9 protein-coding genes are annotated in these 12,824 nt (G+C 48.6%); 6 read left to right on the top strand and 3 right to left on the bottom strand.

What is annotated here, in order from left to right; genetic code table 11:
* The first annotated feature begins 35 nt into the window (after positions 1 to 35).
* The 5 genes from H8K47_RS01440 to H8K47_RS01420 all read left to right on the top strand — a co-directional run bounded on the left by H8K47_RS01440 (position 36) and on the right by H8K47_RS01420 (position 5,975).
* The gene (locus H8K47_RS01440) at positions 36 to 1,250 is read left to right on the top strand and encodes a BtaA family protein (protein ID WP_186879636.1); all 1,215 of its coding nucleotides are present in this window, start codon (positions 36 to 38) and stop codon (positions 1,248 to 1,250) included.
* A 16-nt stretch (positions 1,251 to 1,266) separates the two neighbouring features.
* A complete protein-coding gene (locus H8K47_RS01435; protein ID WP_186879635.1) occupies positions 1,267 to 2,400 on the top strand; it encodes a hypothetical protein in 1,134 nt (377 codons plus the stop codon).
* A 1,051-nt stretch (positions 2,401 to 3,451) separates the two neighbouring features.
* Positions 3,452 to 3,964, top strand: a complete 513-nt coding sequence (locus tag H8K47_RS01430) for a DUF2059 domain-containing protein (RefSeq protein WP_186879634.1) — start codon at positions 3,452 to 3,454, stop codon at positions 3,962 to 3,964.
* 438 nt (positions 3,965 to 4,402) lie between these two features.
* Positions 4,403 to 5,488 (top strand): zinc ribbon domain-containing protein, encoded by a 1,086-nt coding sequence (locus tag H8K47_RS01425; RefSeq protein WP_186879633.1) that lies wholly within the window; start codon positions 4,403 to 4,405, stop codon positions 5,486 to 5,488.
* A 64-nt stretch (positions 5,489 to 5,552) separates the two neighbouring features.
* Positions 5,553 to 5,975 carry a hypothetical protein gene (locus H8K47_RS01420; protein WP_186879632.1) on the top strand — a complete coding sequence of 141 codons (423 nt, stop codon included), beginning with the start codon at positions 5,553 to 5,555 and terminating at the stop codon, positions 5,973 to 5,975.
* Positions 5,976 to 6,028: 53 nt separating this feature from the next.
* Here the strand turns inward: H8K47_RS01420 and H8K47_RS01415 are convergent, their stop codons facing one another.
* Both H8K47_RS01415 and H8K47_RS01410 read right to left on the bottom strand, forming a co-directional pair.
* Positions 6,029 to 8,977 (bottom strand): VIT domain-containing protein, encoded by a 2,949-nt coding sequence (locus tag H8K47_RS01415; RefSeq protein WP_186879631.1) that lies wholly within the window; start codon positions 8,975 to 8,977, stop codon positions 6,029 to 6,031.
* Positions 8,978 to 9,137: 160 nt separating this feature from the next.
* Complete coding sequence (locus tag H8K47_RS01410; protein ID WP_186879630.1) at positions 9,138 to 10,100, bottom strand: D-2-hydroxyacid dehydrogenase family protein; 963 nt, start codon at positions 10,098 to 10,100, stop codon at positions 9,138 to 9,140.
* A gap of 357 nt (positions 10,101 to 10,457) precedes the next feature.
* Here H8K47_RS01410 and H8K47_RS01405 point away from each other — a divergent pair, with 357 nt between their 5' ends.
* Entirely contained in the window at positions 10,458 to 12,308 is a 1,851-nt protein-coding gene (locus H8K47_RS01405; protein ID WP_186879629.1) for a phosphoenolpyruvate carboxykinase (GTP), read from the top strand.
* A 178-nt stretch (positions 12,309 to 12,486) separates the two neighbouring features.
* Here the strand turns inward: H8K47_RS01405 and H8K47_RS01400 are convergent, their stop codons facing one another.
* Complete coding sequence (locus tag H8K47_RS01400) at positions 12,487 to 12,816, bottom strand: DUF2798 domain-containing protein (protein ID WP_186879628.1); 330 nt, start codon at positions 12,814 to 12,816, stop codon at positions 12,487 to 12,489.
* Positions 12,817 to 12,824: the final 8 nt, after the last annotated feature.

The following is a 12,824-nucleotide window of genomic DNA, read 5'->3' as shown; positions in this document are numbered from 1 at the left end:
AGTGTTTTTCACCAACAAGACAGAGGGAGACCAGTATGTCCAGCAAAGCCTTGATCGACAGCGCCGTATTCAATTCCACCACCGCCGGCAGTAAAGGTCTGGCAGACCGTCTGTTTGCACATTGGTTTAGTCGCCTGGTTTATGCTCAAATCTGGGAAGATCCACAGGCCGACCTGGCGGCACTGCAACTGACGCCCGGAGCCAATATCCTCACTATTTCTTCCGGTGGCTGTAATGCACTGGCCTATCTGTCAGCAGAGCCTGCTGCAGTACACGCGGTGGATTTGAACGCGGCGCATTTGGCGATGCTGGACATCAAACAAAAAGCCATCAAACATTTGCCTGACTACGATGCAGTCCTGCAATTCCTGGGCAATGCCAACCACAGCGATAACCTCAAACGCTATCAACGTCATATCCGCCACCATTTACACGAGGACGCCAGTGAATTCTGGGAAAGCCGTTCCCTGAACGGCAAACCACGCTATCACTACTTTGCGCAACAAGCTTATCAACATGGTTTGCTTGGTCAATTCATCGGTTTTGCACATTTTTTTGTGCGTATGATGGGTGGCGATTTACGCAAAATGCTGGAAGCGAAGAACTTACAGGAACAGTCTGCATTATTTGAACGTCACATCGCACCGGTATTTGAAACCCGTTTGTTCCAATGGATAGCGCGACAGCCGGTCGCCCTGTACAGCTTGGGCATTCCGCCTTCGCAGTTTGAAGAATTGAAGCGCGATGCAAATCAGGGTCTGCATGCACTGTTCAAAGAAAGAATGCGCCACCTGGCCTGCGATTTTCCGCTACAGGAAAACTGTTTCGCACAGCAAGCTTTTGGCCGCCGCTACGATACTGCTCAACAAGCTGGTCTACCCATGTATTTGCAACGCAGCCATTTTGATTCATTACGTCGCAATATAGACCGTGTGCATCCGCATCACACCACACTGACCGACTTCCTGCGTCAACAACCGCGCGCTTCTATGCATGCCTATGTGTTTTTGGATGCGCAAGACTGGATGGACCAACAACAACTGAGCACTTTGTGGCAGGAAGTCAACCGCACCGCGGCGCCTGGTGCCAAAGTGATTTTCCGTACCGGCGGTTCAACCTCGCCGCTGGAGCGCCAATTACCTGCCGACATACTTGCTCAATGGCATACCGATCCTGTGCACAACCGCGCACTATATGCGACTGACCGCTCTGCAATTTATGGCGGCATGCACCTTTATACAAAAATCTGAATCAGTACAGATCACCTTGACTACCCATTTACCACCACGCATGGTGGCTGATACCCTATGGCTGATGACCGCACGTTCACGCGGTGCCAGTCATTGGGTGGAAAACAGCCATTGCACCATAGAACAGCTGGATATAGACGGACATCCGGTTCCTGTGAGCCATCTGACCAAAAGTCAGTGGCAGGAAAGCTATGTCAGCAGCCTGCGCTCCGCCTGGTTACGCTATCCCCATCAGGAAGCCAAGCGCCATTTGACATCCCGTCAGCTGGCGCTGTATCAGGCCGCGTCCTGCCTAATACTCGGTCCGATATCACTGCTGATGCGCGCCGCCGGACTGGATCAGGCGGCGATTCTGGCAAATCATTTAATTTCAACCAATTTATACCCCGGCTGGTTGCAAGCCTCTATGCCTGAAATTTTATGGCAAGCGCAACAACATTATCCGGATCGCCCCATCGTGTTACGAAATTTGTGCCCGGCGGTACATCCCGAACTGTTTGAGCAGCTCAAACAGCAAGGCTGGCAAATGATCCCAGCACGCCAGGTCTATCTATGTGATCCGGCCGATCCCGCGGTATGGCAACACAATCACGTACGTAAAGATGCACGCTTGCTCGCAAACCAAGAAGTGGAACTGGTCGCCGCCAGTGCTTTACAACGCGACGATATTCCAGCCTTAAGGCGCTTATTTCGCCAGCTTTTTATCGAAAAACATTCTCATCTGAATCCGGATTTCAGCGATGATTTCTTTGAATTTTGTCTGGAAACACAATTTCTGGACTGCTATGCACTACGCTGGCAAGGCAAATGGGTAGGAATTCTGGGAGTGTATGCACAACCGGAGAGCGGATGGATGACGACACCGCTCATAGGTTATGACACCCAGTTACCTATAGAATTAGGAATTTACCGTCGTTTAATGGCTTTATTGCTCAAATTAGCCAAAGATAAGCAAATGAAGCTGCATTACAGCTCAGGTGCAGCCCAGTTCAAACTAGCCCGCGGCGGCCAGCCAGCGCTTGAATATACTGCCGTCTATAGCCAACATTTACCGCTGGCGAATAAGCTCAGTCTGAACCTGTTCAGTCATTTATTACAACGCTGCGCCCCCTCCATCCTGTCTTACGCCGACAAGCAAAAAGCTGGCTAATCACCCTTTTCAAACCGCTGGATATAGCTGATTTTCAATCCCGCGGCTTGTCAGGCTGATACAAAAAACCAAAGAAAACCATCACAAAACGCTGAGTCTCATGCCAGGCCCGGGTAGTGCAGCTGGATTCCACCAAAAGTAAAAATTGAAATAAAACCCAGCAAAAAAGCACACTTTTCAGCGTAAATTCCCTGTGCATAACTGCACTCATATCCCCAAGACAGTTTGGGGAAAACCAAAACTCCGCAGGAAAAAAAATTTTTTATCCCAAATCTGTCCTTTTTCTATACAAGCTTTATCAGCCTACCTATACAGACGCTAAGTCATTGACTACGTGAATAAAATCCAAGTTATCCACAATAATCGGCTACGTTAACAACTATTACTATGTATATAAACTAACTACTATAGTTTTATTCTTTCTATCTAAACATCCGCTTGCATCGAGAAACAACTTAGCGAACACCAGGTTCCATGAATACCTGCAAGCAAAGCAACAAGGGCAAACCCAAAACAAGACGAATGTTGAGGTCTGCCTTTGTCCGTATATTTTTTAAATAGAAATCGCATTACTGATATTGCCCATGCATCTTCCTTCCCTATTTTGGATAAAAATCTGAAATAGGCCACTCTCTGTACGCTAACGTTGGTGGAAAACTTGCTAAATTTCCACTCAAGACCGCTTGAATCCCGGTTTGTAAGCGAAAAATGTGGCTAAAAAAGCCTTTTTGAAAATATTTTTTGTGGATAAGTCTGCTTATATCCACTGTACAGATTGTGTGAATGCTGCTTTTGATTTGAATGAGCACTTTTTTTACAGAATTTGTCCGCGTTCTATACAGACTTTCTGCACTTATTTATCAATGCGCTAAAGTTTTGATTATGTGGATGTTTACCTAGTTATCCACAGATACGATAAGCCGTTAACAACTATCACTATTTTTATACAAAGTTATTCATATTAAAGCTATCCACACGCCAAAATCCGGCTTTCCCCTTTTTCAAAAAAATCCTTTAGAATCCGACACTTATTCGAATTCAAAGGCCGCTTATGAAAATCTGGACAGCTAGTGCGTTAAGCTTTTTGCTGGTGAGTGGGTTTGCCTATGCAGAAAAACCGACTGAGCAATCGGTGAAAGAATTTTTGGAGGTATCCAAAGGTAAAGAAACTTTTCAGCAGATAGAAAAACAACTCGATACCATGCTGGATAACTTTAACCGTGAGGCAGATTCAGGAAAAACTGCCGACCTGCAAAAACAAAAAGCCGTAGAAAAATTTAAAGCCAGAGTATTGAGTATTCGTAACGAAGCGATGGATTGGGACAAACTTGAATCCATGTTTATCGGAATTTACCAGGACAGCCTAAGCCAGGAAGAAATTGATGGTTTGATACAGTTTTACCGTTCTCCGGTTGGACAGGCATCTTTAACAAAAATGCCACAAATTATGCTGAAAACCAATCAACAAATACAGGTAACGCTCCTTCCTATGATGGACAAAATCAAATTAGCCAGACAAGATTTGAAAGAAGAATTCGAAAAAATTGATAAGAAGAAAAAGTAAGTTTTCTCAATTTTGTGAGCACAAAAAAACCCGGATAAAGGGCTAGCTGTCATCAATCGCGTTCAATAAGCTGGTTTTGAGTTGTATGTTGTGGGTAATTCCAAACTTACCCACAGAGGCGATGAAAATATTTCTTTCCTTTGATTTTTACTGACGTAAAAATCAAAAAAAACGCTTCTTTCAATTCGGAATTTAAACCTCAATTTGAATCTCATTGCATAGATTTCTATGTGTATAAGTAATTCAATATCCACAACGACCAGTGCGCTAAGCTGATACTTTGTGACGCAAAACCTGCTCAATTTGTAAAAGAAATGCGGAATTGCGTAAGGCCAGCGCAAAATAGATGTACTTCATTCCTGAAAAAATGAAATGCAAATTGCGACAGATAAAGCTTATCTGTCGTGATATCTCTGAAATTTCTGCATTGGAGCATCTATGTATCAACAATTACGTGCACCTGAACGTTTATTCCGGCTTGGTCAATGGGTAGTTGCATTTTTATTTGCCTTTTTCCTCATCAAAGTCGGTGCGAGCCTGATCGCTGATCTGCCCTTGTTGTCCACAGGTCCGCAGCAAAGTGATTTTTTAGATCAACGCCGGGTTCAGCAGTTACGACTACAGTTACAACCGCTGGAGCAAGAGATAGCTCAGTTGCAAAAATCGGCTGAACTAAGCCAGGAACAGTTGCTGCGTAGTCAGGATGAATATGGCAAGGATAAGCAAAGTTTTGATAACTGGCGCGCTGCACGTGGCAGCACTGAGCAGGCAGAAAACAATCCTGAAGTGATCAGCCGTGTCAGAAAACTGGATGAACAACTCAAAAAACAAACAGCAATCAGTACAGAGTTGCAACAATGGCAGCAAAAAATAGAGGCTCAGCGTGAGCGTTTGCAGCCTCTGCAGGAACAGCTCAGCGCTTTGAACTATCAAGCTGATCAAGCCTTTCAACAGGCGCTATACCAGGCTTCGTTGAAGACATTTGCAATACGCCTGTTGTTTGTCCTTCCTTTACTGATCGCTGCCATTTGGTTATTCCGCCGTCATCGTAATAGTCAGCACTGGCCTTTTGCCTGGGGCTTCATCTTTTTTGCCTTATTCGCCTTCTTTTTTGAGTTGGTCCCGTATTTGCCCAGCTTTGGCGGCTATATTCGTTATGGCGTCGGCGCCATATTGACCTTTCTTGGCGGAAAAGCCTTAATGCGCGCGCTGCAGCAGTACCTGGAAAGAAAACATCAGGAACAAACAGCACCACAAGAAGAACGCAAGCAGGAGATACGTTACGAAAAAGCGTTGGAGTCTATGGCCAAGGGACAGTGCCCAAGCTGTGAGCGCGGTATGCCTGGTATAGAGGGGGCAGTTTTGAACTATTGCATGCATTGTGGCCTGAAAACGCATGAAGTCTGCAACCAATGTGGGTTAAGACATAATGCCTTCTTCCCCTATTGTCCGGCATGTGGTGCGACAGCGGCCGCCCACCCAAGAGCTGTATCTGGCACCCAGGAAAGTAAAAATCAGGTATGAAATCATGAATGATTGACTATACTGTATAGCATTCTTGCAACAGCACCTATGAAAGGAAAATGCAATGAAACAGCGGTTCTTCGTGATATTGGGTTTTGCAGTGAATATTTTATGCCCTGTGCAGGCTTCAGCCTGTGACTTTGCACCAGGGAAATATCAACAAATTAGTGAGTCCGAATTTTCCGTTTCTCTGGAGTTAAACAAAAATGCACAGTTCGTGCTGACTCAGGAACGCTGGTTAGCCGGAGCACATGGGCAACGTGAAACACATATTTATCGCGGAACCTGGAAATGTGATCATGCGCAGCTGGAATTGCACTATTCAACGCAGACAGTACAGGGAATCTGGGCTGAAGAAGACCTCAGTCATTACGGCAAAGTCAAGTCAGCCAAGTCTTTACATTTTGCTGCACAGAAAACAGAAGACCATATATTTAATGGTGTGAGCTTTTGGCCGCAATCGGTCATTCTTAGCTTCAAATCCTAAACAAAACGCCAGCTTCGTGCTGGCGTTTTGCAATGAGATTTTCAGTGAATTTTTTAAGGCGTAGCAGAGGGAGTTCGCTCCGGAATAAAGAATTCACCGATGAGAACTTTGTCTTTTTGTTTGTTCAGCCTGACAGTGATGTATTGATCCTGCTGATCTGGCAGACCAAACTTTGTTGATAAACGCAGCATCAGGGTAATGGCACCTGCGATCAGTTGCTGATTATGTCCAAAGTACTGAGTCTCCACGCGGTAGGTACCAGGTTTAGCGATCTTCAGTGAGAATTCTTCAGGACCATAACCACCGGTAAAGTCACGCGACAAACTGCCTCCCTGATAACTGAGTGGATGGCCATAATAGGTTTTTTCCCCATTCGGATCGGTCACCCACAAATCGATATCAGTATTGTCTGCATCCCAGCTCAGTACCGCGCGTATATCCAGTGGCAGATTACGCAATAAACCTTGATCTATCCGTGAAGTATCTAGCTGCTGTCCACCGGCCTGGCTCAGGATGGCATTGAGTTCGGCCAGCGCGATCAGTTCGATATCTGCAAAGCGTTCATGCCATGGCCGGCTGACGACTTGCCACAACTGATCGATCGCAGCCTGTGACTGACCAGCCGCCGCCAGTGCCAACCCTAAATCGCGGTAGGATTGTGGTTCATCCGGACTTAAGCGTAATACGGTTTGCAATACCGGAATAGCCAGTTCTGGCCGTTTCGCCTGAACCAGCCGGTAAGCCAGCAAACGCAGCACCTGACGGTTTTCCAACTGCATTTCAGCCAGATTTGACAGCACACGCAGACCCAGATCAGTTTGACCGCGTTCCATGAAGAGATCCGCCACATCCAGGTAAAAAGCACTGCTATTCAGATAACTGGGTTTTTCATCCAGATAGATGCGATACATATCGGCGATCGGTGCAGCCTGCAAGCGCCGGTAATAGGCCGCGTCGGGTTCCCATTTTTTCAGTTGTATGGCCGCTTCTGTGCCGGAGCCTGTGGGCTGTGCGGCAAGCGATTTTGCAACAACTACACTGACTTCCGGTGGCGGGGTAAAATTCATGGCTACCGGTGCCGGTGCTGACAATACACGTGGCATCGCAATGCCACGCTCAGCGGCAGCGGGTGCCAGGCCGCTGCCAGTAACCGGAACAGGTTTCGGCAATGCAGGCGTATCTTTAGGGAAATCTTTTTCCCACCAAGTTATTTTCTTTTGAAACCTGGCTCTGACCAGATCCAGCTGATTGGTGTTTTCCCTCAGTTGAGCCGTCGCTTTTTGAGCCAGTAATTTGTCGTAACTGGCGCGTAATTCATCCGGTGGGATAATTTCGTAACGCACATAGTCCGCTACAGTATCGAGCACTATCAGCGAGGTTTCTGCAGTCGGAATATTGAATTGCTGACCCAGACGGCGTATTGCAGCACGCTGTGTTTCGCTATCCTGCATCAGTTGTGCTAATTGTAGTTCTGCCCAGCGGCGCGCTGCGATACCGGCGTTGGTCGCTTTGGCAGCAGCGTCCAGCTTCACGACGCTGCTGCGTCGTTTGCCATCAGGTTGCTGCCACTCTACTCGTACGTCTGCCTGTGGCGAAGACAGGATACCGGCAATACGCCAGCGTCCCTGCTCCGGATAGACCGATGCTGTGACGATTTGTGTAGCCGAATTGCTGACTATCTGGTGCAAGCGTAAAGCCTGCGTATTTAAGGCAAGTACGGCTTGCGACGTCGAGGTTTGCTGTAAGTCCAGCACTTGCGCTCCGCTGGTTTCAGCAATGCCGCGTAATGCAGGAAAATCACAGAGCGGGCTGGCCACAATGCTATACACAGGAATGCGGGCTGAGCCCAGCACTTGGCGCAGGCTATCTTTGCCCCAGTTCATGATACCGTCGCTGAATAACAAAGCCAGCTGACTACCAGCCGGTATTGCATATGCGGCGGCATTGCTGGCGCCGTCATACACGACTTGTTGTAAGGTTGAACGCAAACCATCCCACTGACCACCACGTACCTGGAATTGCAGTGCGTCTTCTGCTTGGTCACGCAGCAATTTTAATTCCACGTCGACATTACCCAACTGACGCAAATACTGATCCAGCACCGCGAATTCTTTTTCATGCTGGCGCTGGGCACCGGAGCCGGAGGCGTCCCACAGGATAAGAATTTTTTTGGGCGCGGGACGCGGGCTCTTCATTGGTGCCACCGGAACTTCAGCGTAGAAATACTGCTGGTTCTGAAAGCTTGTATAGCTGCTTACAGCTTCGCTCTTTGCCGGGATGAGTAATTCCAGTATTCCGTTTTGCGGATGCACATCCTTCGCCTGCCAGCTGATCACACTTTGACTATTTTCATCCAGTTTATGAATATCGTTTTGCACACTGCGTAACTGAATTTGGCGCGCATTGATTCCTTCTATCTGTATGCGCGCATCCAGCTTCCCAGCCAGCATACCGAACTGTAGAGGCGCACGGAATGAATATTGCCCGGTTTGATTCGATATCAAAGTCTGGTCTATATGCAGTTGTACGGTACGCTTAGCTTTTGCCGGTAAAGGATAAATGCGCAAGCGGTATTGATTCCCGCGTGTTACTTCCAGTAAAGCAGGATCTACCCGGGTGCGGCTGAGGTCTTCAAATATCTTTTGGCCACGGTCTTTTTCCACGACCACCGCTTGCCGCAATTTGCCATCGATATCCAGTGCAAAACCACTCACTGTCTGGCCTTGAGTAAGCGGGAATTCCAACTGACCTTCCAGAACTCTTTCATTCGGATTATAAAAACTGAGTTCAATGACACTATGTGCCTGGCTGCCACTGATGTCAGTCTTCAGGCTGACTTGTTCCAGTCTGACTGGAATTTTTGCTTCGGGTATCCGCAACACTGGCGGAAAAGGCAGGATGCGGTTTGTATCCGGCGGCAGTGTATTGGTTTGAGCGGTTAGCTGTGAGGAAAATAAGCTTGCCAGTAACAGCATGCTCAGGCGGAAGGGCGGCTGCGTCATGATCATGATCCTGAATGAAAGTACCTTACTGTAACGGTAATTTCATCTGCCGCGCTGACAAAGCACATGAGATATTTTTCCGGCACCTAAGCCACCGCGTTATTCAGGAAAAGCCGGCCCTGCCGGATAAGGAGTAAGGACTAATTTGTGATTGGTGATGTCAATTCTGATTCTGTGCTGGGATCGCAGAGAGCAGATTTTCAAAGGCAGCACGGAAATACAATTCATAGCTATCCTGTTCCACATAACCCAGATGCGGCGTGGCAAGCACATTATCTCTGTGTAGCAAAGGATGGTAGGGTGTGATGGGTTCGCTTTCAAATACGTCGATCGCAGCAAAGCCAGGGCGGCCACTGTCTAAGGCCAGACTCAGCGCATTTGCCTGTACTAATTCCGCCCGGCTGGTATTCACGAACAGTGCGTCGGCTTTCATTTGTTGCAAATCATTCAAAGTGACGATGCCGCGTGTGGCGTCATTCAGACGTAAGTGCAAACTGATTACATCACAGTCACGAAAAAACTGCTCCTGACTGTCCGCCGCCTGAAAGCCATCAGCGCGTGCCTTGTCGCGACTTGCTTCTCTGCCCCACACGACAACTTGCATACCGAAAGCGTGTGCATAAGTCGCGATACGCTGCCCGATTTTGCCGTAGCCCCAGATGCCCAGGCTCCGTTTTTTGAGCACGCGTCCCAGACCATTGTGTTCTGCACGTAAAGAAGAAGTTTGCCAGCAACCTTGCTGTAACAGGGATGCATAAGAATATAGCCGGCGTGATGCCATCATGATCAATGCCCAGGTCAGCTCCGCCGGTGCGGTCGGATCACCGATGCCCTCCACGACCCGGATCCCTAGTTCTTCTGCAGCCTCCAGATCGATGTTGCCCGATACTTTTCCTGTCTGAGAAATGATGCGCAGGTTGGGTAATTTTTGCAGCAGGGCCCGGCTTAGATGGGTGCGTTCCCGTATCAGAACCAGCGCCTCAAAGGGGGCAAGTCGTATGGCCAACTGACCAATACCAGCGGCGCTGTGATGAAAGACTTTCACTTCATGTCCATTGAGTAAAGCAAAACATGGCAGTTGACGCACTGCATCCTGATAGTCGTCAAGTATCGCGATTTTCATAGGAGACTCCTGATAGGAAAGTGAAGAAACATCGTAGTCAGTACTGATGAAAGAGTTTCACTTTCATATTCAGTATTACTATGATAATAATTTTGACGCAAAATTCGCCCCAAAGCGTAGGCGGGTGTACAATAGTCGGCTAAGTAGCTTTTTGATTCTGACGCCTTCTTAACAGTTGGCGCTAGCTGGGGCCCGGACTATCCGCCGGAGCACCTATTATCCGACAGAACCGCCGCCATGGTGTTTGCTTCGCTTGAGCTGGGACCTGATCCGCTGTGCTCGCGGGCTACAAATGTCAACGACGATCCTGCCGTGCCGCTACACCGGTTTTTTTATTGAAATGGCATTGGAGGTAGTATGAATCAACCCATCATGAAGGGCGTTGCTGAAATCAACGCACCCGCACATGTAAAACATCAGAAACTGATTAGCTGGATTGCTGAAATTGCAGCACTGACTAAGCCAGATAATATCTACTGGTGCGATGGTTCCCAGGAAGAATACGATCGTCTGTGTGCACAGATGGTTGCTGCCGGAACCATGAAAAAACTCAGTCAGGAAAAACGTCCGAACAGCTATCTGGCTTGTTCCGATCCGACTGACGTTGCTCGCGTAGAAGACCGTACTTACATTTGTTCCGCTAAAAAAGAAGACGCAGGTCCCACCAATAACTGGATGGATCCGGCTGAGATGCGTGCCACCCTGAATCCACTGTTTGATGGCTGCATGAAGGGCCGTACCATGTACGTCGTGCCCTTCTCTATGGGCCCGCTGGGTTCCCCGATTGCGCACATAGGCGTCGAATTGTCTGACTCCCCTTATGTTGCAGTCAATATGCGCATCATGACGCGTATGGGTAAAGCCGTGTATGACGTGTTGGGTGCAGACGGTGATTTCGTGCCTTGCGTACACACTGTCGGCAAGCCGCTGGCATCGGGCGAGCAGGATGTGGCCTGGCCTTGCAACGAGACCAAGTACATTGTGCATTACCCTGAAACCCGCGAAATCTGGTCCTTTGGTTCCGGTTACGGTGGCAACGCGCTGCTGGGCAAAAAATGCTTCGCGCTGCGTATCGCTTCCACCATGGGCCGCGATCAGGGCTGGCTGGCAGAACACATGCTGATTCTGGGTGTGGAGTCTCCTGAAGGTAAAAAACACTATGTCGCGGCAGCCTTCCCGTCTGCTTGCGGTAAAACCAACTTTGCGATGTTGATTCCTGCCATTAAAGGCTGGAAAGTCACCACGATCGGTGACGATATCGCCTGGATTAAGCCTGGTAAAGATGGCCGTTTGTACGCCATTAATCCTGAAGCCGGTTATTTCGGTGTGGCGCCAGGTACGAACACTGCCACCAACTCGAATTGCATGGCTTCCCTGACCGCCAACACGATTTTCACGAATGTCGGTTACACCGATGATGGTGATGTCTGGTGGGAAGGCATGAGCAAAGAAGCGCCAGCGCATCTGATTGACTGGCAAGGTAAGGACTGGACCCCTGAAATCGCTAAAGAGACTGGCCGCAAAGCCGCGCATCCCAATGCGCGCTTCACCGTTGCTGCAACTCAGAATCCTGTGATTGACGCAGCCTGGGATGATCCAGCTGGTGTGCCGATTTCTGCCTTTATTTTCGGCGGCCGTCGTTCCACCACCGTTCCGCTCGTTACTGAGGCACGTAACTGGGTAGAAGGCGTCTATATGGCAGCGACCATGGGTTCGGAAACTACCGCTGCGGCCGCTGGTCAGCAAGGTGTAGTGCGTCGCGATCCGTTTGCGATGTTGCCATTCATGGGTTACAACATGAGTGACTACTTCCAGCATTGGTTGAATATGGGACAGAAAATTGAACAACTGGGTGCACAGCAACCCGCTATTTTCTGTGTCAACTGGTTCCGTACCGATGCGAATGGCAAGTTTGTCTGGCCTGGTTTTGGCGACAATATGCGCGTACTGAAATGGATGCTGGAACGTATCGAAGGTCAGGCAGGCGGTCAGGACAATATCTTCGGCACGAGCCCAAGCTATAGCGATCTGACCTGGGATGGTCTGGACTTCTCGCAAGAGCAGTTCGATACCATTACATCGATCGATACAGCAGCCTGGGAAGCGGAACTGAATCTGCACACGGAATTGTTTGAAAAACTGGCATATCACTTGCCAGCTGAACTGGAAGCCACCCGCGCTTCCCTCAAACAACGTCTGTCCGCCTGATCAGACAGCCATGTAGTCCGGCTTCAACCGGACTGATAAAAAAACGCGATCTTTGTATCGCGTTTTTTTATTGGCAAGCAAAACAAAAAGCCGCCTGCAATCAGGCGGCTTATGACACAGCGGGGGGATACGTGGTGTGATCAGTGATTTAGCTTGTAGTCGCTAAGATTGACGCAGCTCAGTTTTCCTGATGATGTGACATACTGAGCTTGTGCATCAGCGTGCGTATCAAAGGCAGACTCAGATACGTCAGTGGAAAAGCAATTGGCCAGCTGGTCAGCCAGGCTTCCATCCAATGCCGTGCCAACTCAGGTTGCTGGGCATCCCAAAGCAGTTGCAGGATTCCAGTACAAAAAAAAGTGATGAAACCCGTACTGAGCAAGCTGGGCAACATCGAGGCCAGGCTGCGAGAGCCCGCAACTGTACGGACTTGTCTGGTGTACGAAGTTGTTCCGGCCGCTGTATAAACAGAAGTCGTGGCCTTGTTTATCGTAGAAATTTGTTGCATCGCAAAAT

Origin of the sequence: Cognatundibacterium rugosum (assembly GCF_014284365.1) — a bacterium.
Classification (GTDB): Bacteria; Pseudomonadota; Gammaproteobacteria; order Burkholderiales; family Burkholderiaceae_D; genus Undibacterium; species Undibacterium rugosum.
The sequence above is the reverse complement of the archived record's forward strand: the minus strand, read 5'-3'. Positions and strand labels throughout refer to the sequence as shown.

What these genes read in the sequence shown, in the direction of transcription:
- H8K47_RS01440 (WP_186879636.1), top strand. Translation starts at nt 36, where the DNA reads ATGTCCAGCAAAGCCTTGATCGACAGCGCCGTATTCAATTCCACCACC.
- H8K47_RS01430 (WP_186879634.1), top strand. Translation starts at nt 3,452, where the DNA reads ATGAAAATCTGGACAGCTAGTGCGTTAAGCTTTTTGCTGGTGAGTGGG.
- H8K47_RS01425 (WP_186879633.1), top strand. Translation starts at nt 4,403, where the DNA reads ATGTATCAACAATTACGTGCACCTGAACGTTTATTCCGGCTTGGTCAA.
- H8K47_RS01420 (WP_186879632.1), top strand. Translation starts at nt 5,553, where the DNA reads ATGAAACAGCGGTTCTTCGTGATATTGGGTTTTGCAGTGAATATTTTA.
- H8K47_RS01415 (WP_186879631.1), bottom strand. Translation starts at nt 8,977, where the DNA reads ATGACGCAGCCGCCCTTCCGCCTGAGCATGCTGTTACTGGCAAGCTTA.
- H8K47_RS01410 (WP_186879630.1), bottom strand. Translation starts at nt 10,100, where the DNA reads ATGAAAATCGCGATACTTGACGACTATCAGGATGCAGTGCGTCAACTG.
- H8K47_RS01405 (WP_186879629.1), top strand. Translation starts at nt 10,458, where the DNA reads ATGAATCAACCCATCATGAAGGGCGTTGCTGAAATCAACGCACCCGCA.
- H8K47_RS01400 (WP_186879628.1), bottom strand. Translation starts at nt 12,816, where the DNA reads ATGCAACAAATTTCTACGATAAACAAGGCCACGACTTCTGTTTATACA.